Annotated in this window: 18 protein-coding genes; 3 read left to right on the forward strand and 15 right to left on the reverse strand. The window is 45.1% G+C overall.

Annotation, left to right across the window (positions count from 1 at the left end):
• The first annotated feature begins 52 nt into the window (after window positions 1-52).
• The gene (locus MHI37_RS24655; protein ID WP_076338264.1) at window positions 53-829 is read left to right on the forward strand and encodes a phytanoyl-CoA dioxygenase family protein; all 777 of its coding nucleotides are present in this window, start codon (window positions 53-55) and stop codon (window positions 827-829) included.
• A 345-nt stretch (window positions 830-1,174) separates the two neighbouring features.
• Window positions 1,175-2,071: an AraC family transcriptional regulator gene (locus tag MHI37_RS24660; RefSeq protein WP_076338263.1), complete on the forward strand. Its 897-nt coding sequence runs from the start codon at window positions 1,175-1,177 to the stop codon at window positions 2,069-2,071.
• Window positions 2,072-2,101: 30 nt separating this feature from the next.
• Here the strand turns inward: MHI37_RS24660 and MHI37_RS24665 are convergent, their stop codons facing one another.
• The 7 genes from MHI37_RS24665 to MHI37_RS24695 form a co-directional block, all read right to left on the reverse strand.
• Window positions 2,102-4,849: an alpha-L-rhamnosidase gene (locus tag MHI37_RS24665; protein ID WP_076338262.1), complete on the reverse strand. Its 2,748-nt coding sequence runs from the start codon at window positions 4,847-4,849 to the stop codon at window positions 2,102-2,104.
• Between the two features lie 42 nt (window positions 4,850-4,891).
• Window positions 4,892-5,719, reverse strand: a complete 828-nt coding sequence (locus MHI37_RS24670; protein WP_076338261.1) for a carbohydrate ABC transporter permease — start codon at window positions 5,717-5,719, stop codon at window positions 4,892-4,894.
• Window position 5,720: 1 nt separating this feature from the next.
• The gene (locus MHI37_RS24675) at window positions 5,721-6,656 is read right to left on the reverse strand and encodes a sugar ABC transporter permease (RefSeq protein WP_076338260.1); all 936 of its coding nucleotides are present in this window, start codon (window positions 6,654-6,656) and stop codon (window positions 5,721-5,723) included.
• A gap of 77 nt (window positions 6,657-6,733) precedes the next feature.
• Window positions 6,734-8,041, reverse strand: coding sequence for an extracellular solute-binding protein (locus MHI37_RS24680; protein ID WP_076338259.1), 1,308 nt, complete (start codon window positions 8,039-8,041; stop codon window positions 6,734-6,736).
• Between the two features lie 180 nt (window positions 8,042-8,221).
• Window positions 8,222-9,808, reverse strand: a complete 1,587-nt coding sequence (locus MHI37_RS24685; protein WP_076338258.1) for a response regulator — start codon at window positions 9,806-9,808, stop codon at window positions 8,222-8,224.
• A gap of 17 nt (window positions 9,809-9,825) precedes the next feature.
• Window positions 9,826-11,532, reverse strand: a complete 1,707-nt coding sequence (locus tag MHI37_RS24690; protein WP_076338257.1) for a histidine kinase — start codon at window positions 11,530-11,532, stop codon at window positions 9,826-9,828.
• Window positions 11,533-12,248: 716 nt separating this feature from the next.
• Window positions 12,249-13,070: a phytanoyl-CoA dioxygenase family protein gene (locus tag MHI37_RS24695; protein ID WP_076338256.1), complete on the reverse strand. Its 822-nt coding sequence runs from the start codon at window positions 13,068-13,070 to the stop codon at window positions 12,249-12,251.
• A gap of 146 nt (window positions 13,071-13,216) precedes the next feature.
• Between MHI37_RS24695 and MHI37_RS24700 the strand changes: the two genes are divergently transcribed.
• Complete coding sequence (locus MHI37_RS24700) at window positions 13,217-14,116, forward strand: helix-turn-helix domain-containing protein (protein ID WP_076338255.1); 900 nt, start codon at window positions 13,217-13,219, stop codon at window positions 14,114-14,116.
• Window positions 14,117-14,129: 13 nt separating this feature from the next.
• On the opposite strand, the gene MHI37_RS24705 is transcribed toward MHI37_RS24700, so the two are convergent.
• The 8 genes from MHI37_RS24705 to MHI37_RS24740 form a co-directional block, all read right to left on the reverse strand.
• A complete protein-coding gene (locus MHI37_RS24705) occupies window positions 14,130-15,131 on the reverse strand; it encodes a Gfo/Idh/MocA family oxidoreductase (protein WP_076338254.1) in 1,002 nt (333 codons plus the stop codon).
• Between the two features lie 4 nt (window positions 15,132-15,135).
• Window positions 15,136-16,113: an ROK family protein gene (locus tag MHI37_RS24710; RefSeq protein WP_076338253.1), complete on the reverse strand. Its 978-nt coding sequence runs from the start codon at window positions 16,111-16,113 to the stop codon at window positions 15,136-15,138.
• On the reverse strand, window positions 16,091-16,744 hold the full coding sequence (locus MHI37_RS24715; protein ID WP_076338252.1) for an SIS domain-containing protein: 654 nt from the start codon (window positions 16,742-16,744) through the stop codon (window positions 16,091-16,093). Before MHI37_RS24715 ends, MHI37_RS24710 begins: the two co-directional genes overlap by 23 nt.
• Window positions 16,737-18,434, reverse strand: a complete 1,698-nt coding sequence (locus tag MHI37_RS24720) for a hypothetical protein (RefSeq protein WP_076338251.1) — start codon at window positions 18,432-18,434, stop codon at window positions 16,737-16,739. Before MHI37_RS24720 ends, MHI37_RS24715 begins: the two co-directional genes overlap by 8 nt.
• Window positions 18,435-18,506: 72 nt before the next feature.
• Window positions 18,507-20,153 carry an extracellular solute-binding protein gene (locus tag MHI37_RS24725; protein ID WP_076338250.1) on the reverse strand — a complete coding sequence of 549 codons (1,647 nt, stop codon included), beginning with the start codon at window positions 20,151-20,153 and terminating at the stop codon, window positions 18,507-18,509.
• Window positions 20,154-20,233: 80 nt separating this feature from the next.
• Window positions 20,234-21,166, reverse strand: a complete 933-nt coding sequence (locus MHI37_RS24730) for a carbohydrate ABC transporter permease (protein ID WP_076338249.1) — start codon at window positions 21,164-21,166, stop codon at window positions 20,234-20,236.
• Window positions 21,167-21,193: 27 nt separating this feature from the next.
• The gene (locus MHI37_RS24735; RefSeq protein WP_218638944.1) at window positions 21,194-22,141 is read right to left on the reverse strand and encodes an ABC transporter permease subunit; all 948 of its coding nucleotides are present in this window, start codon (window positions 22,139-22,141) and stop codon (window positions 21,194-21,196) included.
• Between the two features lie 34 nt (window positions 22,142-22,175).
• A complete protein-coding gene (locus tag MHI37_RS24740) occupies window positions 22,176-23,249 on the reverse strand; it encodes a glycoside hydrolase family 88 protein (RefSeq protein ID WP_076338247.1) in 1,074 nt (357 codons plus the stop codon).
• Window positions 23,250-23,434 lie beyond the last annotated feature (185 nt).

Below are 23,434 nucleotides of genomic sequence, written 5' to 3' on the forward strand. Positions count from 1 at the left end.
AAATTAGAACTATCAGAAACAAACCATCACCTAACTTGAGAGGAAGATCGATATGGCTTTATTGCCGCAATTCAAAAAAGAATTCTACACAGAGAATGGTTTTGTCCAAGTCGATAATGTACTGACTGCTGAGGAGGTTCGTGAGCTAACCGAATATTTGACTGAAGCTATGTCTGCTGAGGACAGCCGCTCTACGACAACTTCACAAAAAGGAAGCAGCTACTACCGCGTCCTTAATCAAAAGGTCAATGTGTGGAAAGATCATCTTGGTGTAGCTCGTTATTCTGCCCATAAGAAGCTGGCTCAGCTCGCTCTTGAGCTTAGCGGTGCAGAAGGCATCAGGCTGTTCCACGATCACGGGCTATGGAAAATGCCGAACGATTCGAAGGAAACGCCTTGGCATCAAGATTTCCCTTACTGGCCGATGAATGAAACAGGCGCATTGTCGGTATGGATTCCTCTTGATGATGTGGATGAGGATAATGGCTGTATGATGTTCGTACCAGGATCACACCGCGTGGGTAAACTGAATCCTATTGATCTAGCTGATCCACAGGATATTTATGAGTACGTGAAGGGAACCGAGGTTGCGACTGCAAGACCTGTCAAAGTGCCTCTGAAAGCAGGAAGCTGTACCTTTCACAATGGGTTGACGTTTCACTACGCTCACGCGAACAAAACAGATAAGCCTCGCCGAGTGCTTGCCATTATCTTCATGCCTGACGGAACCACGTTTAACGGAAAAGCGCATCTGGTCACTGACGGTCAAGGTTTAGAAAAAGATGACCCGATCGTTGGCGGAGCATTCCCGCTCCTTGCAAAGCACTAATCTTATTTCCTTAAATCCCCCATTATACCCCCTATGCAGGAGACTTGGTCCTTAATGGATCAGTCTCCTCTTTTTTTTGTTGCTTAAATGGGATTAGCTATTTATTCTATATAAGATGAACTTAGAAAATGAAGATTTAGCGATGCGAGAAGATCGTTCTGGAGAAACGAAGTGTTCGCCTTTGCAGCCTTATTCTTACCTTTAAATGTCTTATAAAATCAAAGAATCTGGCTGCAACCGCGATCGTAAGAACAATCTGCTCGCGCAGCGACCAAAACGCAAATATTTAGTTCAACTTATATCGTACAAAAATTGCTGTACAATGAAACAAAAGGAGGCGTGTCCATGCTGCGGTTAGAAGCTGTTCAATTTCTAGAAAGCCATGATTTCCCTTTCCATGCCGCCGCCTACCGTTTTCAATCATCAGAAACCATTGAACCGCATTTGCATGATTTTGTGGAAATGGCCTACATTGCCGAAGGACGGGGGGTTCATAGCTACAATGGCAATGAGTATCCCATTGCTGAAGGTGATGTCTTTATTATTGAACCCGATCAAATCCATAGCTATCGCTGTCCTCCGAACAGTCAATTGCTCGTATATAATATTTTGTTTCAGCCCTCATTATTAAAGGCAGAGTGGGAGCTGCTCGGAGGCGTTACTCCCTTCGTTGATTTTTATTATGTGGAGCCATTCCTTCGAAATACGGTTCGATTTCAGGCTCATCTCAAGCTTCAGAGCGGCGAGCAGATAGAAATGAAATCCCAGATTAATCGTTTGATCTTGGAATATAAAGAAAAAAAGCTTGGCTATCGTATTCTATGTAAAACACATTTAATTGAAATATTCGTTTTCCTAAGCCGCTGCTATGAGCATATGACCAATGAGCCGCTCCTTTCCGCTGATTCTGATGAGCTTCGAATACGTCGGATTGCTGATTTTATTGCACAGCATTTCGATCAGCCGCTTACCCTCCTGCAGGTCAGCCGAATGTGTGGAATGAGTCAAACGACCTTCTCTGTGAAATTCAAAGAATATAAGGGCCACACGTTCATTGAATTCCGTAATGACATTCGAATTAAAGCAGCCCAAGATAAGCTTGCGGAAACAACCGACAAGGTATCGCAAATCGCTCAAGAGGTTGGATTCGAGGACTTAAGCTTCTTCAATCAACAATTCAAGGCGGTTACCGGTCTTCCCCCCGGTCAATATCGGAAGCAAATGAAAGACAAAAAAGCGTGATCAGTAATCTGATTCACGCTTTTTCTCTATTTATATCAACTGCGAACGGAAGCTGTAGCAGCCTGAGCCGACAAGAAATACTTCTGTATTTCCAGTGCCGTTTCCTTTTGCTATAATCCCTTCGACCTCGGAGACCTGCTGATCCCCTTCAAATACTTGTGAGCCAGGCACAGCAGGTACATGGACATACGCCTTGGCATTTGCCGGTACTTCAACCTTCAGCTTGAACTGATTGCCTTCAACACTCCACTCCGTCCGAATCGTTCCGTACAAGGTGTCGTACTCCGATTTGGCAAAGTTAAACCCGCCTAATGGACGCGGACGAATACGCGCTACCCGATAGCCCTTCGAGGATGGATCGAGACTAATGCCTCCCAAATGCTCATACATCCACTCACCAACTGAGCCGAAGGCATAGTGGCATAACGAGTTCATGCCTGCTCGCTGAAAGCCCTTCTCCACCGTCCAGCCGTCCCAACGCTCCCAAATCGTGGATGCTCCTTGGAGGACGGAATATAACCAGGAAGGATATTCCTTACGCAATAAGAGATCGAATGCAAGCTCTTCATACCCATTATCGGAGAGCACTCGCATTAGTGAACGGGTGCCGTGGAAGCCAGTCGTCGCCATCTTGCCTTTCGATTCTACCTTTTCAACTAGTCTTGCCAGTGCTGCCTGACGGATTGCCGGATCTTGCAGAAGATCAAAATCCAGGGCCATTGCATATACCGTCTGCGTGTCTCCTTTAATCCTTCCATCCTGTCCTACAAATTCCGTTACGAACGCTTCGCTTACAGAGCGATGAAGTTCTCCATAGTATGCTTCATCCTCTGCTTCACCTAGCACCTGTGCAATATTAGTCATAAGCTTCGTATCATAAGCCCAATATGTTGTCGAGAAAACATCGTATGGCGTGGTTGAGTTATCTGCAACCAGCCATCCGAATTCAGCCTTCAGTTCTTCAACAGGCCGCTCATGAACAGACAGCCAATCTCCATATTGAGGAGCATCTCTACGAATGCCTCGCGGATACAAGCGCTCGTTATAGTCCATCCATCGCTTCATCGCACTATAATGCTTACGCAATACTTCTTTATCACCATAAATTTCATAGAGCATCCAGCCGATAATGAGCGGTGCATCTGCCCACCCTGCAGAAGCAATGTGAGTATACGTAAAGTCATTATTGTATGCCGTTTTCGGTCCGAAGACGAACGGTGCAAAATCGCTAAACGCGCCTGTAGGCTGCTGGCCATCGGACAAATCAGTCATCCACTTCGACATAAACGATGAAATATCCATATTGTATGCAGCTGTTCTAGCAAAAATTTGCGCATCACCGGTCCAGCCATGGCGTTCATCACGCTGCGGGCAATCCGTCGGAACACTCATATAGTTGTTCCGCTGCGACCAGCGAATATTTTCTACAAGCTTATTTACGAGCGGATCTGACGTTTCAAGCAATCCTGTCTCTGGCAGAGCAGAATGAACGACAACGCAGGTCATATCTTCAGCTAACAGCGGAGAGGCTAATCCACTGATCTCCACGTATTGAAAGCCATGGCAGGTAAATACGGTCTCGAATGTTTCCAGCTCAGAGCCGCCGCAAATAAACACATCCGTCTGCAGAGCTAATCTCAGATTTTCGGTATACAGATTCCCCTCTGCATCCAAAGCCTCCGCATACCGAAGCGTAATTTCAGTTCCAGTCTCTGCCTGCACAGAGAAGCGCAGCCAGCCCGTTAGGTTTTGTCCAACATCGACAAGCGTCTTCCCGCTCTCCAATAGTCTAACAGCGGCAATAGGCTGTTCGCGCGTTACAGCTACAGGAGGTACTAATTGTGAGACGAGGCTGCCTCTGTAGTCGTACATTCTGTGAACCGGCTTCCAGCCATCGGCATTGAAATTTGCTCCTTGCCAGCCTGGCATTTCCAGCCTAGCATCATATATCTCGCCCATTTGCAGATCAGAAGCTGTAATTGGGCCAAAGGAGGCGATCCAGCTCTCATCGCTGCTTAATGTTTGGATCGTACCATCCTCATACTCCATATTGCACTGCAGGAAAAATGATGGCTCCATGCCATACTTCTGGAAGCCATACATGCCTAGATAACCCGTATACCAGCCATGACCGAGCATAACGGACAAGGTATTCGTGCCTTCCTGCAGCAAGTTGGTGACATCATACGTCTGATACTGCGTTCGCACATGATAGTCTGTCCATTCCGGAGCGAAGAGCTCCTTCCCTGCCTTAGCCCCATTCACGTAAAGACGATACACGCCTAGTGCCGTCGAATAGATGGTAGCTCGACGAATACGGCTCCCCGCTTCAAGCTCGCGTCTCAAATAAACGACAGGATTAGGCTTTTCCCTCGTAGGGCGCAGCCCGCTTTTCAATCCAATCCAGCAGCCTTCCCATTCGTCACGGCTTAACAGCCCCATAGACCAGCTTGAAATCTCGCTCCAAGGACTGGCTGCACCTGCTTCATCCCATACGCGCACCTTCCAGTAAACTTGCTGCCCCGAGCCATGCGCCACTCCCGCATATACAATATGCTGAGATTCATCCGAAGCTATGATTCCCGTATCCCAAAGATCGCCTTGATCTTGACTGAGCTGGTCAATCGAGCTGGCTGCAACAATTTGGTAAGCCGTTTGCGCTATGCCGCGTCTGTCCTCTGCATGAATCATCCAACCGAGTCGCGGTTCACGAATATCAATCCCTAAGGGTCGATCCAAATATTCTACTCGCAGTCGTTGAACATTTAATGTACGCATGCTCCGTATTCCTCCATTATTCCATTAGTGTGGATTAACCGATTAGCCCTTAATCCCGCCCGAAGCTACCCCGTCCATGACTTTGCCAGAGAAGAAAAAGAAAAGAATTAATAACGGCACGGTAGCCATAACAGAGCCGCTCATCGCTAAATCAAAGTTAAACATCATGTTATTCGTAAATTTCACGATCATGAGTGGAATAGTTTTATTCGACTCGCTTTGCAGAAATATAATCGGCACAAAAAACTGGTTCCAGATTTGAACCGACATAATAATACATACGCTGAAGGTTACCGGGCTTGCCAGCGGAAACATAATGCGATAGAAGGTCGTCCATTCATTTGCACCGTCTATTTTGGCTGATTCATATAAATCCTTGGGCAGCTTCTCGAAAAATGTGGTGAGCAGAAATACGGGCATGGACAGCCCTGCTGCTAACACAAGAACGACCGACCATTGACTGTTCAACAGCCCTAGATCACGAATTAATAGAAAAATAGGCACGATGCCTAGCTGCAGAGGAAACATCAGTCCAATGAGAAAATAGATAAGCAGGCCACGCTTAAAGCGGAATTGAAATCTTCCTATTCCATAGGCAACCATCGTAGACAAAATAATAACTACAGCCAAGGAACCTACCAATATTAATACACTATTTAACAAATAGGTAAAGAAGCCGGCTTCAACAAACAGCTTGCGATAGTTGTCAAAATTCAAAGCCTTTGGCCATCCAAAGGTGCTCGATAGCAGCTCTTTCTTTGGACGCAGTGATTGATAGGTCATATAGACAAGAACAAATAAAGTGAATAAGGAGGCCGACCACAGTAATATGGAGCTGATAATCATTCGTTTCGGTCGCAATATATTCATATTAATCCTCCGATCTGCGGTACGTTGTTAATACCTGGAACAGTGCAACTACGAATACAATGGCAAACATTACACAAGCGATCGTTGTGCCCATTCCCATCGCATTTACATTCGTTGTCCCGCCCACAGCACTGTTATCCCCAAAAGCAATTCGGTAGAAAAATAGCGACATGACATCGACACTGCGATTGATGCCCCCTGACACTCCCCCCAGCATGAAGCTAAAATCAAAGGTCGTCATGGCAAAAATATACGTTAGAATTAGCATATTAAAAATAGTCGTCTTAATCTGAGGAAGAATAATCGACCAGAATCTTCTCCAATAGCTAGCTCCATCAAGCACAGAAGCTTCCATCACTTCGTTTGAAATCATTTTCATGGCGCCTAGAAAGAATACCATTCCTACACCAATGCCAGACCATGCAATTAAGATCCATATGATATAAATACCGAGCTCCGGAAGCCCCATCCATGGACGTGTGTATTCTCCTAACCCAATCAGCTCAAGCAGCTTATTAAATACTCCAATATTTCCATCAAAGATTAGCGCTCCCATAAAGACGATTACAGGAGTTGAAATAAACTGAGGGGAGAAGATCATCGCCTGAAAAAAACGATGCCCCTTAATTTGAGAATAAAGCAGATAGGCCAAAATAATTTGCAGCGGCAATACGACGATTGCATTTAATAAAAAGATGGTACCGCTGTTCAGCAGCGCATTCGTCAATTGCTTAGATAGCTCTGGATTGGAAAATAGCTCTACGTAGTTGTCAAACCCAACAAAGGTTTTCGCACCAATTCCGTCCCACTTCGTTAAACTAATTTGGATAGCTGAGAAAATCGGATAAATAGAAAAAATCGAATAGAGGATAAATCCAGGTAAAATAAACCATAAAAAAGGACGATTTTTCATCCATGTCAATACCACTGAAGTCACCTCATTTCCTCTTATGATGCGATACAGACGGCGTAATAAAGCACGCCGCCTATAGCATCAAAAGATTTTAGCGTAAATTAGTTTGGATACGTCGAGGCTTGATCCAGGATTTGAACAGCTTCTTCACCTGTTATTGCCGATGTCATTAATTTAGGAATAACATCCTTCATCATAATATCTGCCGCATTTTTCTCAGGTGTAGACAATGCGGTAAGAACGGAATAAATATTTAGGCCAGCTTCATCAAATACAGCAAGCTCTTTAACACCCTCATCCTTAGCTACGATGTCTTTAAGCGTTGGAACTAAGCCCGTAAAGTCCTCCATAATTTGTTGAGCTTCTAGGCTGTTAAGAAAGTTCAAATACTCAATCGCTGCTTCAGGCTGCTTGCTGTTTGCAGATACTGCATAGGTCATAAAGTTGCTGTAGCTGGATTGTACAATTCGTTTGCCTTCTTTGTTCGGAATTGGGAAACGTCCCAAATTAATACCGGAAGCTACGTAGGTGGAATTGCTCCAAGTACCATCAATGATAGTAGCAGCTTTACCGTTAGTGAATGCGAACTGTGCACCTGCACCATCAACAGCTAAGAAATCCTTAGCGAAATAACCGTTGTCTGCGAAATCGCGGAACGCTTGGAACATCTCTGCAAGCGACGAGTCATCTGTTAATTTACCTTGACCTGTAAGGGAAGCTTTCAGCACATCATTGGCAAATGCCGGTGCAAGTGCAAATACCGGCCATGCGCGATCCCACTCGCTTTTTCCAGCAAGTGCTATTGGAGTTACCCCGCTTGTTTTCAGTGCTTCAAGACCAGCTACAAATTCATCCCAATTCGTAGGGACACTAATGCCGGCTTTCTCATAGATATCCTTGTTGTAGTAGACAACGTTTGTATCAAAGAATGATGGAAGTGAGCAGTAGAGCTTGCCATCAATCGTACAGTAGGCTTTCTCAGCATCAGTGAAACGAGAAAGGTCCATATTGTAAGAGGACAGATCCAGTAAAAAACCATTTCTCTGCATTTCACTCATCTTTGATGTTTTATCGCCTTGCACGATAAACAAATCAGGAAGCTCTTGGGCTTGAAGCGCGACACCTAAGCTTTGATCGTTTTGTGCAAAATCATATTCCAATTTAATATTCGGATGTTTTGCTGTAAATGCTGCGTTAATTTGTTTGTACGGTTCTTCGAGAACCGCTTGGTTTCCAAGATCGCCCCATACTTTCAACGTAACATTAGCAGGCGCTGGAGTATCTGTGGCATTATTTTCCGATTTCGGTGTAGTCCCCTCTTGTTTATTGTTATTGCCTCCGCACGCTTGTAAAACCACAGTAAGCATAAGCGCTAAAGCTAACAATAAAATTCTGTTTTTGCCTTTCATTAGCAACCCCTCCATTTGTCGTTGTCTCATACTGCTGTTGATTACTTTTTTATTGTAAGCGCTAACAGAAAGGTCATTCAACGTACTAAACAACAGTTATCATGCCAATCCTTCTGCTCATTTCAAAATAACAAGGCCAGTGATTCCATATTCCACACTATTGATTCCAAATCATCAGATTTAATGTTCTTTTTTAAATGCCTTAACGGTTTGACCGGTCGTTTTTTTGAATACTTTGACAAAGTAGTTCGCATTCGAATATCCTACTCGATCGGCAATTTCCTCCGTCGATAATTCGGTTTCTCGATATAATCTCGCTGCTTCTTTAATCCGTATTCGTGTCAAATAATCAGTAAATGCCTCTCCAGTTTCCTGCCGAAACCGTTGACTGAAATGATTTACGCTGAAATTTACAAAGTCCGCAGCATCCTCTAAACGAATCGTTGTGGCATAATGCTCTCCGACATATTCCTTCACCCGATTTACCCAGCTCGTATGGAGCTGTCGACGATTGAGAACTAACGTTGATTGCTCTGTCATTTGACGCAGCAGAGTAATTAATTGCTGTCTCGATTGCGCTTGCGTAATGGACTCAGGAAAGGGCCACAACGTCCCAAAGTACTCGCGGATTTCACCGGCCTCCAATTGGAACCGCTCCATTAATTCGTCTGCCAATTGAGAGGCTGCTAGTCGAAATAGACGAATCCACTCTTTTGGATATCTACGTTCTCCACCATCTGCCAACAATTCAATTAATTCATTAGCCATAACTTCAAATTGTAAAAATTGAATACGGAGACGCAGCTTTTTATGTAATGCTACCCATTCTTCCTCGCTAAATTCCCCTGTTTCTTGATTCTGTTCATAAAAATAAATGTGATCATCCCGATAAAAAGACATCGATTGCAGCTGCATGGCTGCTTGATGAGCCCTATGCCAATTATTCATTCCATCAACCGCAGGGCCATAAAACACCTTTAACGTAATGTTTAAATTATGTGCGAACGCAGACACCCACTCTGAAGCCATCCTCTCGCAGGCTTCCCTTGCTTGAAGCTCTGTTTCATCCTCCGCTTCCAAACGTATCCCCTGAAGACATAATTGACTTTCCCCTAGAAATATCGGGTTCCTTAACCGAGCAAACATTTCTTCCGCTAGAAAAACCATTGCCTTATACTCGGATGGAGAATATCCGCCCTCACGCGGAAGCGGCACTAATGTAATCCAGCGTATTCTAGCTGCACCTGCTTGGGTACATAATTGATCCCACAGAGGAAAAGCCTGCTCACTGCTTGAATCGAGCAAGCTATGATCTATCATTTTTTGCTTCTCCAATGCCCATTGATCCGCTTCAAAAGGTGCTTTCTGCTTAACATTTTGATTAGAAAGCTGTTCTTCTGAGAAGGTCAACTCGTTCAGTACATGAAACAAATCTTTTGGCTCCAGCTCATACTTTGATATGTAATCCTTAACGCCTAGCTGAATCGCTTGACGAGTATATTCAAAATCATTGTAGCTGCTCAAAATAATGACTTTAATATGAGGTGCGATTTTTTTTAGCTCACGGATTAATTCGAGCCCGCTCATCCCAGGCATTTTAATATCGGTTAGCACAATGTCAAAGGATTGGTTTTTCGCTGCTTCAAGCGCTTCCTCGCCGTTTTTATATACCCCTGTAATTTGATAGCCATTGCTTTCCCATGGAATCATCGACTGTAGACCAATCCTGACGAGTGATTCATCATCAACAATCATGACTTTACGCATGCTAGCTCGCTCCCTCTTTATGAATCATGAATTTGAAGTGGAATTTTGATCGTGACACAGGTTCCTTCACCTAACTGACTTGTTAACTCCAGACCGTAGCTTAAACCATAATGAAGCTGCACTCTTTCATTCACACTATGAAAACCAAAGTGCTGCTCACTATTATTTAAGCTGCTGCGTATGTCATTTACTTTATCTGCATCCATCCCGATACCATTATCCGTCACCACGAGCAGCAGGTTAGCGTCTACTACACTTGCGCTAATCGTAATTTCGCCGGGGCGATCGGCTTGAGAAAGACCATGTATAAGCGCGTTTTCAATGACAGGCTGGAGCAAAAACTTCGGAATTGCAGCATTCTCCAATGAGGCCGGAATATTCTTTTTTAGATCAAAATGCTGATACCGAACACGTTGAATTTTCACATAATTGTCCAGCATCTCTATATCTGTGTTTAATGTGACTGTATAGTCTTTCCCTCTTAATCCATAAGTAAGAAGACGGTTTAGTGAATCGACCATTTCTTTAATATTTTCTTGATTTTGAATAATCGCCATCCAGCGGATCGAATTTAACGTATTGTACAGAAAATGAGGGGAAAGCTGGTTTTGCAATACACGAATTTCAGCTTCCTTCTTCTTATGCTCCTGCTTCCCAATTTCACTTATTAAGTGTTCAATTTCATACATAACCGAGATAAAGGTATCGTTCATTTCTACAATTTCAATCGCTCCGCCAAAACGATTAAGACGCTCTGGCCGTACTCCTCGTATGCCTTGCTTCATATTGCGCATTAGCTTTCGGATTGGAATAACTAAATCCATCGCCAATAACTGAGTAACCACCAGTCCTAGCACGATACAGACCATAATGATAATTCCAGCAATTTTGGCTGTGCGGTAAATAGGCTCATAAAGCTGCCCTAATGGCATTTCTGCTGATAGCAGCCATCCCGTATGGATTCGTTCCTGAGAAAAGGTTAATAGCTGCTGCTCCTCTGAGGAAATGGTGACTGCATTATCTAATAAAAGCTGCTCTTGCTCATCCAATAGCTTTAGAGAAACATTTTTTAAGCTTGTTTGCTCGAACAGGTCTGTAATCGCACGAGCATCAATGATAACGGTTAGTGTCCCTAGCTCCTTGAGCTTACTATTTCGGATGCTTCTGCCTAGTCGAAAGCCTTTGATTTCTTGAAAACCATCGGAGAAGGACTCCGGTTCAAACCATATGGCTCCTCCTTTCATGCTGGCAATCTGATTCATATAGTCTGGTTCATTAATTTTGTAGTTATTGGTAGCGCTTTTGCCATAGCTATAAATATTTTCTGGAGTTTCAATCAAAATGGAGCGAATATAAACATTCTGATCCGCTCCAAGCCATATCGTATTTATTTTTTCATTAATTTTATTTTGAATTTGAAATTTTTCATACGTGGTAGCAGCTTCACTGGAAACAAGCTCTAATATTTCCGGGTCCGTCATAATATGTCGGCTGAACTTCTCATAGCTGATTAATCGCTCATCTATTTTTTGTCCCATGAGATTAAGCAAGTCCGTCGTATATTCAGTCGTTTGTACTTTGGAAGTGCTCGTATAGCTATTTGTCAAATAATACATGCCGATTAATGCGGGAAGCAAAATAAGCGGCATGTATACGAGCAGCAATTTATAGGGAAGCCTGATGTTCCTCCAACGATATCGTAAACGCCTCGCCTGATTGCTCATAGCCATTCTCCTTAGACAAAACACTTTTTCCTTGTATCATAAGCGGATTTCGATATTTCGTCTATAAAAGAAGACAATGCCAATCAATATCTATATAAGTTGAACTAAACATTTACGTTTTGGTCGCTGCGCGAGTAGATCATTCTGAAGGGTCGCTGTTGCAACCAGCTGCAAAGGAGAACACTTCGTTTCTCCAGAACGATCTTCTCGCTTCGCTAAATCTTCATTTTTTTAAAAAATATAGGAAAGGATAGCATTTCACCATACTTTCTCTATATTTCTCCGGAATGAAACGCGCTGGCGCCGCCAAAGGACGGCGATAGCCGTTTCACCTTGAAATATAGGAAAGGATAGCATTTCACCATACTTTCTCTATATTTCTCCGGAATGAAACGCGCTGGCGCCGCCAAAGGACGGCGATAGCCGTTTCACCTCGGTTCAAGGTATATCGTTTAAGGAGAAGCAGCCTAGCCTGCACTTTGTACAACAGAAACCTTACGTGAGAGCTGTTTCTGCTGGCTACATTGTAATTATGCAGGAGAATGAGCTCCAAACCAACGAATATCGCCCTATTTCCTAAACGAACTAACCCAACTATATCAGTTGAACCAAAGAAATCGGCGATGTCCTTGACTGCTTTTCCCTTAAGATCTACATACAACGCTTGATAAGGTTCATACCTGCGGCGTTCTTTTGTTTATTTCATAAATGCGTTTTCAGCTTTGGCTCTCGATGGCTTCATAGGCCGACTGCATATGGAACATCTGTGAGGAAGGATCAATGGCTTCGTTTTTGGCCTGGAATCGATATTCTAAGGATACCCTCATACGATCCTCTGAACGATTATCCATAGCTTTATGAACCGTTAAGCCATGAAACATAAGCAAGTCTCCTGCTTTAAAATGAGTAGTTCTCCACTTTTCACCAAGTGAATCACATTTTTCATGTGAAATGCCATGTCCGCCTGTGCCAACCATAGGTTCGTGCTCCAGCATTGTTCCCAAATGATTGGTGCGCGGCAGCACCGCCAGCCCCCCTAGCTCTTCAGGACAATCTCCCGCTGGAATCCAACACGTATACGTATTGGGTGTTCCTTTAATGTAAAACGTATCTTGATGCGGCGGTGTTGTATTTTTAAAGCTTTGCGGGAAAGTGATCCGACCGATTCTGCGTCTATGTTCTATAATTTCGCTGTCCAATAACCCCGTGAACAAAAGCGATAACAACGGATGCTGTCCAAAAGCATTGAAGCTTGGAAGCTCCAAAATTTTGCGATAGAGCGGTGAGGTTTCGAATTTGCGAGATTCAAGGAGCGGAGCTCCTGAATAAATGCCGTCAATTAAAGGCGAATCCTCTTTCACAAGCCCATATTCAGCAGCCACCGATAAAATATCTTCTCGGATCGCCATCAGGGTATGAACATCAAGCAAGCCTCGAAAAAACAAATACCCCTCCTCGTGTAATTTAGCTCTTAAAGCGCTGATGTTGTTAACTAGATGAGTCGATGATTCAAGCTCCAGCATCTCTTGTGTCGCCATAGTGGTTTCCTCCTCGGAATGGTAAGATATAAAATATAATCTCATGAGATTACTCTCAGCATAATCCTTCAATCCTGTTCTGTCTTTGCTCTTCATAATCAAGTATTTGATCTTTATAAAGATGATAACTTCCGAGGAGATAACGTATGGAGCAAATATTAGGCTGGGAACAGCTAAGTCCTGTTATTTTATATAGTAATCGGCTTAATTGTGAACCTGGCTACACCTTTGGCCCCAGAATCATTAGAGAATACCAATTTATTTACGTTATTAGCGGACAAGGAAAAGCCTTCATAGGAGATCGATCCTACGAGGCTAAGCCGGGGGATTTATTTTTCTATGGGCCTGACCTCATCCATCAATTTGTTTCTTCTACTGAAAAACCGTTTAGTTTATACGGTTTGCACTTTACACCGTCTGGCCAAATTCCTGCAGTAGGAGCTGTGCCGCTGCGTCCTCCTATCGACGTAAAGCCTGGCTATTCTTCAGCTGCAGCGACGACTGAGCTCCTTATTGGAGATCCGGCCGATCGTCTGCGCATACCTGAATATACAACGCTTAGCGCCAGTTTTGTTGAAGCTTTTTTTGAACGGGCAGTGGAAACCTTCCAGCATCCAGACGCGAAGCATCATTTTGACAATCGAGTCCTGCTAAGCCAGTTCTTGCTTGAGCTTCACAAATGGTTTAGACAAGTCAGGACGACACGGTACTCACCTGAACAAGCTCAGCTAGTGGAGTCGATGAAGCAGCTGCTTCAGCAGCATGCCCAGCTGCCATACCAACGAAAATGGTTGTCGGATTGGACTCGCTATCACGAAAATCATGCTTCATCGCTATTTGTATTGCATGCAGGTATATCCCCACATGATTATTTTATTAATTGCAAGCTTGAGCTGGCTAAAAAATTACTGGCGAATGACGGCTTAAGCGTACTGGAGACCGCTGATACGCTGCACTTTAATTCCATCCACCACTTTTCACGCTTGTTCAAGCGCAGAGTCGGTTGTCCGCCTAGTCTATATCGTCAATTGGAGACGCTGATCTAGCGAAAGCTCTTCCCTACAACGACATTGCTTCTCGACTGTCTACTGATTCATTCGCTTTAATGACTAGGCCGAGCGATAGAGCTGCATCCTTATACGATGAACGGATTGACGAAGGATCTCCAGTTCTTACAGCTTCGAGGAACACCCGTGCTTCTTCCGCATACATATTTTCATCCACATAATGAAGAGCTATCTCTTCTCCCTTGAACCTGCCTTGAAGCCTGCTGCCTAGCTGAGTCAAATCGATGAGAAGCCGATAGTCATGTGATAGAAGTTCTATCTTCGCCTGAGACTCTGCGATGCCCCAGGAATGAGTATGGGTATGAAGGGTTCCCGATGTATACGCTAGATTGACAATGAAATTTTCTTCGACCGTGAATTCCTCGCTCTTCTGTCTTTGAACATTGCTGCCGAACGCATGTATATCCCTTACTGTACCTGCGCTGGAGCCTGCAACATAACGAGCAGCATCTACCAAATGGATAGCCTGATCAAATAAAGGACCTCCAGAAAGCGATTTATTGTACAGCCACCGAGGAGTGGTCGCTTGAATCAGACCAGCCCCGCATACATGGATGCTGCGCACTATAGGCACAGGACTCCCGGAAGCTTCAATGAGCTCCTTGGCTTTGCTTACAGCACCGGTATAGCGGTACATAAAACCTACGGAATGAATGATGCCGCTCTTCTGTATGATCTCCGTTATCTCCACTGCTTCCTGCATCGTTTTAGCCGGCGGCTTCTCTATGAAGCAAGGAATTCCTCTAGCTGCTGCTTCAGCAATAGGTTCCTTGCGCAGCCCTGGCGGCGTACAAATAAATACGGCGTCAAGCGTTGCCTGCTCGAACAGCTGCTTGTAGTCTGTATAAGGATCTGCTCCGTATTCACGAGCAATTGCGGCTGTCTTCGTCTTATCTCTGCCGCATACCGCAGCAATCTTAACATCAGCGATGTTGACTAAGTTTTTCATATGTCTACTGCCGATCATTCCGATACCGATTATGCCGATTCTCATCAGATTATGACACCCTTTCAAGTAATTCCATGTAAGCAACAGTCAGACTGGCGTAATCTCCTACTTGCTCGCCCAATTGAGCAGGAACAATTGCACATACTTGTAACGACCGTCTTAAAGCTTGCTTCTCAAGGACGGCCAAAACCTCCGGCTCAAGAAGGCTGCGCTGCCGATGATAAATACTGCCGATAACAATTTTCTCTGGGTTTAATATGTCTACTAATATCGCCAGCCCCATACCTAGCTGCTGACCCACGATACGAATGATATCAATCGCTGCTGCGTCCCCTTGCAGAGCCGCTTCTCCTACCTTTTCTCCCGTAATCACATGTAATTCGTCATAGCTTCTGCAGAAGGAAAGCGGCTCTCCTGATTGAAGCGAAGCCAGCGCATAGGATCTGGCGAGCTCCGCGATTCCGCCTCCGCTGCAAAATCCTTCGAAAGAGCCTGCCTTTCCATAGCCCACTGGGCCAAACGGCGCCATCGCCACATGCCCAATTTCCCCAGCCATATCGTTCGTTCCAGAATACAGCTGCCCGTTAAGAATAAGACCTGCTCCCATCCCTGTTCCGAAGGTTAGAAAGACCATATTACGGGTTCCTTTGCCCGCTCCCCATTTCCACTCCGCCAGTGCACCCGCATTTGCATCGTTCTGCAGCCTTACCGGAGCCTTGTAACGCTCTCGAAACGGAGCTGTGATATCGATATGATCAAAGCCCGGAAGATTGGGAGGGGACAGGAGCAGTCCCCGCTTGCTGTCCAATGGCCCGCCGCAGCTAATGCCAATCGCAGACGGCTTCTCGACATGATATACAATTAATAAATCCGTTAACTGCTTTATAAGCATGCCAATGGTCTGATCGGGTCCCGATGGTGTAGCAAACTGTCTTTTCTCTAAAATAATCAATTCCTCGCCCTTGATTTGTCCCAAGCTGACCGCGCACTTCGTCCCGCCGATATCAATTCCCGCTAAGTAGCCCATTTGCGAAAAAAGCCTCCTCCAAAGATAAACAAATCGTATGATAAATGGGGAGATGTCTCTCTTGTATATCCAGCGTTTGCTCATAAGGAACCCGAATCGTGACATCAGCCAAGCCCAGCAGCTTCCCGCCCGAATGACCTGTGAACGCAATCGTTCGGAGTCCGAATGCACGGGCGACCTGCATGGCTCGTATAACGTTTCTGGAATTTCCAGATGTGCTCAGTCCAATCAGTACATCGCCAGGCTGACCATATCCGTATACCTGTTGAGCAAAAACCATATCCGCTTCAACATCGTTAGCATAAGCTGTCATTAATGCCGAATGACTGACGAGTGAGATGGCTGGGAGTGCCCCTTGAAGATGCTCCGCCAAGTAGCCCCCCTCCTCTGCGAATGCTGAGATAAGTACATTGCGCTGCTCCTTCGGAAGCTCCCTTGGGGAATTGAAGCCCTTCATCAGCTCGCCGACGATATGCTCGCAATCGGCTGCACTTCCCCCGTTTCCACAGATGAGCAGCTTTCCTCCACGGCTATAAGCAGCTTTCAACAGCTCCACCGCTTGATCAATATCAGCAAGACAGCACGTCAAATCCGGGTATTTCACCACAAGACGTTCTATAAGCTTATTCATCGACTGCTGTGTAGCACCGAAATTTAAGAATAGAGTCCGTTGGCGTGATCCAATTCACCATCATATTAATGGCATTGCTATGGATGGAATCATTTCGCATAACGATCTCATCATGCTCATATGCGCCTCCTTCAATGCGAATGCAATCATTGCCGACACGATACAGAGCATCGCCATAGGACAAGCGCTGCGTTAAGGGACCGGTTCTCTCTAGACCTTCTCCGCTCAGCAATCCGCTCTCATCAAACATGCAAACCGCTTGCAGATAAAGTCCGTCGGGATCATTTGAGAGCACTCTAACATCCATACCATCGTCAAGCAGTTTAATTTCAATCGCCGCGTTCATCTTTAGCACACTTGTCTTCTCGCGCAAATGGTTCGGCATATCCACATAGCTGCCCTTAGCGTGCTTCGTATGCTCGTCGGTAAGCGGCCCGAAATAGCAGCCCTCCAGTTCGATTTCCATTCTATACAAGTCCTCGCCGAGCTTAGCTATTCCAGGAAATGCCGCGGCACCAATACCGAACCAGCCAACTCCGAGCTTCATTCCAAACATGCGAGCTTTCCCATACTGAAGGTAAATGCTCTCCGGCTGTCCCGCCATGACCGTGATACTAAGCTTATCCCTGCGATGGCGAAGCACGGCTGCACCGTGCGGATGCTTGACGAGCGGACCTAAATAGGGAACATGGGCTGGAACGCGAACAAGATTGCGCTCTCCGAACAATTCCGTATAGTTGTCTCTTAGCTCTGCTGCCGTTTCTGGCAGTATCATCCGCTCCGGTTCAAGCATCCAATGCATAAGGGCAAACGAACCCTTTGGCGCAGTACGAGCCGCCATGCGTGCCATTGCTGCCAATTCCGGGTTCTGATCATAGGAAGCAAGCAAATGATAGGCTACATAGTACCGATCATCCATGTACGCGATCTTACCTAAATCCTGTCTACCGGAATATTCAGTTGCGATTGTATCCCCCGGATGCATCATATAACGCATCATATGAAGCGTACGGCTGGCAGCCTCCATCGCTGGCTTATGGTCAAATACTTTGCCTATCGTATAGAGATAATACGAGCACACCGCATTGTAAATCGAATTGCTCCTCTCCGTCCATTCCCCATACTCAGTAATGTCGAGACCTTCATTTAGAAATTGAAAGGCGCGTGCACGGTATTCGGTGCCGCCAAACAGCTCTTCCATCTTGGCAAGCGCGGACGCCATCACCCAGCGATGATTTGGGGTATGAATGCCTCCCGTCAGCAGAGCTGGCGCAGCTCTCTCCATGAATAGCATTAAACAATTTGTAATTTTTTCAGCTTCCTCTCCCGCATCCCTCATCGCTAATTGCAGTAATGTAGCGACGTGATGAGAGGTGAATGCCGTATCAGGAGGAGAGTCGATATTGCAAAAGTATAGGGTAACATTACCACTCGGCAGCTGCGTACCAAGAAAAGCTTCCGCTAACCTCTCCATTTCAGGCAGTAATTGTTTATCAAGGTAATAAATAGACTTGGGCTGGCAGTATAACAGCAGCATCGACGTCAGCCTGCTGAGCTCTTGCCCCTGCACGCGCAGCTTCCTTTTTGCATTTTTTTCGGACTCCATTACGGCCCGGAGCTCCGCTAATTTAATTTCCTGCTCGCGGACGATTTCATTGATTTGTTCATTGACTACGGATTGCTGATTCATGTTCTCTTGCCTCCCATGGATAACAAAAACGGATGGCGGAGTATTGTACCCACCATCCGTCCTTGTCAATTTCTATTCGTTAGTCGTTTTCCAATTCATATTAACCAGATTTTCAGTAACTTCCGCGTCATATTGTTCTCCGTTATACTTCTTCCAGCCAGAGACAACATTTGCCCATTCCGCATCAAAGTCCTTGGAAATAATCACTTTGGACAGCGCTTCATAGATGAACTTGGTCAAGTCGGGAAGGTTCTTCTCCGACACTGGGCGCGGGGTGTCAAACACAGGAATCTGTCTGCCGTAATTCTCGAAGGATCTATAATAAGGATCAAGAATATCTGCTATCTCTTCTGCGTTCGGCTCATTTGCATATATAGCCACCATCTGCTCCTTAGTCGGGTTGCCCATGTAGCCCTGTGTAATCAAATTAAGATCTACCATGTACCAGTCGAGCTCCTCTGTATTTTTTGCAGGGTCGATCGGTACGAACAAGCCGTTCTGCTCCTTGTAATGCACGCCTTCAATACCGCCTTGAACCAACGTGAGGTTTTTCGTCAGGAAGTTTAAATATTTAACGGCTGCTGCTGGGTTTTTGGAGGATTTCGGAATCAGATTAAGCAAGCCGTATACATTGGATTCTGTCATCGCCTGTGTGCCATTCGGTCTAATGAACGGGTCAAGCGTAACCCATTTCGCTGTTGGCACTGTTTTTCTAGTCTCTTTTGTAATGGCCCATGGCGTTTCATTAGAGTCTATAAAGCCTGTAGTTCCGGATGTATAATTTTGAATATATTGCTGAGAGTTCACGTCGGTGACGAACTCTTTGGAGATCAAGCCCTCTGAGTATAATTTATTCATGAATCTGAAATATTCCTTGCCTTCCTCCGTAACAAACGAGGAATGGAATACACCGTCGGTGAAGTTGCCGCTTGGCATATAAATTTCCGTACCAGGTCCGTCAGATGCTATTCCAGCACCCCACATTGGACCGAAGAAAAATCCTTTCATCCCTTGGCTGATCGCAGGAAGCGCCCATGGCACAACGTTTGCGCTGCCAAGCCCGCCTGGATCTTTTTCTTTAAACGCTTTCAATACGGTATACAATTCATCAAGCGTAGTTGGCGCCTTCATATCGAGCTTATCAAGCCAATCCTGACGAATCTTCATATTCGAGCCAGCAGCAGTGCTCATCCGCATAGCAGGTATGGCATAGCGTTTGCCCTTATACGTACCTGCTGCATCTAGTGCAGGGCCAATCTTATTCTTAATATCCGAACCATATTGGTCAAGCAATTCGTCCAGCTCCCATAGGCCGCCTTGCTCTGCCCACTTGAACATAGCGTTCATATCATAAGTAATGATAATGTCAGGTCCATCGCCTGAAGCCATCCAAATGTTGTTTTTCTCACTTTCTTGGGAACGAGGCAAAACAACGTACTCCACATCTAAGCCTTCTTTTTTAGCTTCTTCCTGCAGCTTCTTAACAATAACGGTGTCTTCCAGCTTCTGTCCGCTCGGTGAATTCGAGCGATCCCAAAGCGATACGCGAACCTTTTCCAATTTAACTGGCTCATCTGTTGAAGCCGCACCATTGTTCTTGGCTGGCGTTGAATTACCACCATTATTTGTATTTTTGTTTCCAGAACAAGCCGCTAGCGATATTGCAACAATAATTAACGACAAACTTAGCAGCAATCCCCTTGTGAAAATCCCCTTCATATTCATTGCCTCCTTGGTTGTTACGCATTATTTATATTAAGACGGACTGCTTAGCAGCTGCTGGCAGCCCGAGCCGAATATCAACCTTTCACAGAGCCTAGCATCGAGCCTTTAACAAAATACTTTTGAAGAAATGGATAAACAATGAGAATCGGAACCGTAGCAACGACGATAACAGCCGCCTTCAAAGATTCCTGAACAACGGTAAAATTACTATCCGCAGACATCTGTTCGATAGAGGTTCCCATTTGTGCAAGGAGCAATATATTTCTAAGCTTAACTTGAAGCGTCGCCAGATCCTGATTGTCGATATAGAGAACCGCGCCAAAGTAGGAATTCCAATGTCCAACCGCATAGAATAATCCGATGGTTGCCAGCGATGCGCCGGATAGCGGTAAAACGATTTGCAGCAAATAGCGCATATTCCCGCAGCCGTCAACAATCGATGCTTCACGCAGTTCATCCGGTATGGCCTGAAAGAAGCTTTTCATAATAATGACATTAAAGGCGCTAATTAGCCCCGGAAGAATGAGCGCCCAGAGTGTATTGAGCAAATACAGCGACTTGATGAGCAGGAATAACGGAATCATGCCTCCGCTAAACAGCATCGTGATCACCATAAATCTCATAAACACGGAGCGTCCCTTTAAATCTCGGCGTGACAGTGGATAAGCCGTCGTGACCGTGATAACCAAATTCAAAGCTGTCCCAACAACCGTTAGATAGATCGTGACTAAGAGAGAACGAATGACAGATTGATCAGCCAGAATCATTTTAATGGAATCCAACTGAAATTGTACTGGCCACAGAACAACTTTTCCAGTCTGGATGGCATTACTGCTGCTGAAAGCGTTAGCAAGTGTATTCAAAAAAGGAAACAAACAGACGAAGGTGAACACAATCAATGTTCCATATACGATAACACTAAAGATGGTCTCACCTAAACTGAATTTGCTGCCTATTAGCTTTTTACTTACTGGTTTATGATCCAGTTCAGTTTCATGAGTTTCCATGGACTTCTCTCCTCTCGTACAGGCTGATTACCAGAGACTCTCTCCGCCCGCTTTTTTCGCAAAATGATTCGCAGTAAGAATTAAGAACAGATTAATGACAGATTGCACCATGCCAACTGCTGTCGTTAATGCGAAGTCGCCCTGCTTAATTCCGACTCGATAGACATACGTGCTTATGACATCTGATACATCACCCACTACCGCATTCGCTAATGCAAGCGGCTGTTCAATGCCAATGGAGACCATATTTCCTACAGCAAGAATGAATAAAATAATAATAGTCGGCATAATACTCGGAATCGTCACGCTTATAATTTTACGCAGACGGCCTGCTCCATCAATGGAGGCTGCTTCATAAAGCGAAGGATCTATCGCGGTGATCGCAGCCAAATATATAATGGTTCCCCAGCCTGCGCTTTGCCAGACCGCCGATAACGTATAAACAATAACCCATGAGGTTTTATCCGCCATAAAATAAAATTCATTCATTCCTATCCAGCGCATAATCTCATTGACGATGCCGTATTTTGGAGACAGCACCGCATAAACAATGCCTCCAAGTACAATCCATGACATAAAGTGAGGCAAATATAGCAAGGATTGAGAAATCTTCTTAAAATATTTAGAACGAATCTCGTTCAGCATTAGGGCGAGAATAATAGGGGCTGGAAAGCCTACAAGCAGTCCCAGTATATTCAAGAGCAGCGTATTGCGCGTAATTCGAAAAAATTCTGGAATCGAAAACATTTCTTTAAAGTTGGCCAGACCAGCCCAATCACTCGCCCAAATTCCTGTGAAAATATTGTAGTCCTTAAAGGCGATGATCAATCCCCCCATGGGGATATATGCAAAAATGATAAAAAAAGCGATCGCAGGCAGTAGCAGCAAATAAAGAGCATAATTTTTCTTCCATTCCTTAAGAGCTATTTTGGCGGCTCCAGATGCGCTGATTCGATTAACTGCTTGTTCCTTCATTGCCCGCTCCCCTCCTGACATTGATTTTCAATGCTCAACCTCTCTCTGCCGTTGGAAAATGGTGCAAGCTCTCCGCCAGCATCAGCAATGCCATCGATTGGCCGTAGGGCATTGGACATTGCGGGATCTCTTTGTAAAACTCCAGCGTGCGTCCCATCCTTGTGCCATAGGAAACTCCCTGCACCGTGCCGTTAGCGTCAATTCTATGGATGACCGCTTGCAGCGCGCGCATCCCAGTCTCCCTGTAGCTTTCGCTAAGATAGCCTTTGCGAACGGCCTTGAGTATTCCATAAGCGAATCCCGCTGTTGCCGATGTTTCTTCATATGAGGAAGGATCATCCAGCAATGTATGCCACATGCCTGACGGCGCCTGCAGCTCGGAAAGCTTGCTGACCTGCCTCTCAAGTGAGGTTAGCAAAAATTCCTTCACGCCTTGCTGCACTGATATCATATCCAGATAATCAACAAGCCCAGCTGTATACCAAGCGTTGCCTCTGCCCCATCTGGCTCTAGCAAAATGATGATTCTCCTCGAAGCTCCATCCGTGGAAAAACAGTCCGGTACTCGTATCTGTCAAATATTTCAGATGTACGAGAAATTGCCTTACACTTTCTTCGACGTAAGACGGCTGGTTTAGAACGACGCCCATTCTGGCCATGAACAATACGGTCATGTACAACGTATCGTCCCATAGCTCACCCTCATTCGGACTGTCCACCGCCGTATGCGTAATGCCAAATTCCGGCGTACGCGGCATCCGTTCTACCGCATAGCTCGCCCACTCCTCGCATATGCGAAGGTAGCTCTCTTCCCTTGTCTCTTCATATAGATAGCTTAAAGTCAGCAGCGGACACATTGTATTTACATTCTTTTCCGGAAGCCCTCGCTCGATCTGCCTATTGAACCAGTTGGTTAAGTACTCCAGAATTTCTGTATTTCCGGTTTCTTTGTAATAGAGGTATAACGAGAATAGGCCTACACCCTGAGACCAATCCCAAACCTCCATGGAGATAATACTATCGACCGTATCCTCTTGAATTGTAATTTCCAAATTCCTCATGCCGACGATCACTTTCTCGATTAGCTCTTGCACATCCAGTCTATTCATTTGCTGAAGGTCACACCTTTCACTCTGCTTCATCAGGTTTGCAGAAACCTAATAATGTATACGCTTGCATTTTTACTATCGTTATGGACGATTCCAGTTGGGGAGCTCCTCTTCATCGCTTGAGATGTGCTTTGCGATATTTCAAGTGTAACTGTATGAGAGCCTATTTTATATGAGTCACATTT

This window comes from Paenibacillus sp. FSL H8-0548 (assembly GCF_038630985.1).
GTDB lineage: Bacteria > Bacillota > Bacilli > Paenibacillales > Paenibacillaceae > Pristimantibacillus.

Excerpts from the sequence above, each read along its gene's own strand:
- MHI37_RS24730 (WP_076338249.1), bottom strand. The coding sequence starts at position 21,166 with ATGGAAACTCATGAAACTGAACTGGATCATAAACCAGTAAGTAAAAAG.
- MHI37_RS24720 (WP_076338251.1), bottom strand. The coding sequence starts at position 18,434 with ATGAATCAGCAATCCGTAGTCAATGAACAAATCAATGAAATCGTCCGC.
- MHI37_RS24710 (WP_076338253.1), bottom strand. The coding sequence starts at position 16,113 with ATGGGCTACTTAGCGGGAATTGATATCGGCGGGACGAAGTGCGCGGTC.
- MHI37_RS24665 (WP_076338262.1), bottom strand. The coding sequence starts at position 4,849 with ATGCGTACATTAAATGTTCAACGACTGCGAGTAGAATATTTGGATCGA.
- MHI37_RS24685 (WP_076338258.1), bottom strand. The coding sequence starts at position 9,808 with ATGCGTAAAGTCATGATTGTTGATGATGAATCACTCGTCAGGATTGGT.
- MHI37_RS24660 (WP_076338263.1), top strand. The coding sequence starts at position 1,175 with ATGCTGCGGTTAGAAGCTGTTCAATTTCTAGAAAGCCATGATTTCCCT.
- MHI37_RS24715 (WP_076338252.1), bottom strand. The coding sequence starts at position 16,744 with ATGAATAAGCTTATAGAACGTCTTGTGGTGAAATACCCGGATTTGACG.
- MHI37_RS24655 (WP_076338264.1), top strand. The coding sequence starts at position 53 with ATGGCTTTATTGCCGCAATTCAAAAAAGAATTCTACACAGAGAATGGT.
- MHI37_RS24670 (WP_076338261.1), bottom strand. The coding sequence starts at position 5,719 with ATGAATATATTGCGACCGAAACGAATGATTATCAGCTCCATATTACTG.
- MHI37_RS24725 (WP_076338250.1), bottom strand. The coding sequence starts at position 20,153 with ATGAAGGGGATTTTCACAAGGGGATTGCTGCTAAGTTTGTCGTTAATT.
- MHI37_RS24700 (WP_076338255.1), top strand. The coding sequence starts at position 13,217 with ATGGAGCAAATATTAGGCTGGGAACAGCTAAGTCCTGTTATTTTATAT.
- MHI37_RS24705 (WP_076338254.1), bottom strand. The coding sequence starts at position 15,131 with ATGAGAATCGGCATAATCGGTATCGGAATGATCGGCAGTAGACATATG.
- MHI37_RS24740 (WP_076338247.1), bottom strand. The coding sequence starts at position 23,249 with ATGAATAGACTGGATGTGCAAGAGCTAATCGAGAAAGTGATCGTCGGC.
- MHI37_RS24695 (WP_076338256.1), bottom strand. The coding sequence starts at position 13,070 with ATGGCGACACAAGAGATGCTGGAGCTTGAATCATCGACTCATCTAGTT.
- MHI37_RS24690 (WP_076338257.1), bottom strand. The coding sequence starts at position 11,532 with ATGAGCAATCAGGCGAGGCGTTTACGATATCGTTGGAGGAACATCAGG.
- MHI37_RS24735 (WP_218638944.1), bottom strand. The coding sequence starts at position 22,141 with ATGAAGGAACAAGCAGTTAATCGAATCAGCGCATCTGGAGCCGCCAAA.
- MHI37_RS24680 (WP_076338259.1), bottom strand. The coding sequence starts at position 8,041 with ATGAAAGGCAAAAACAGAATTTTATTGTTAGCTTTAGCGCTTATGCTT.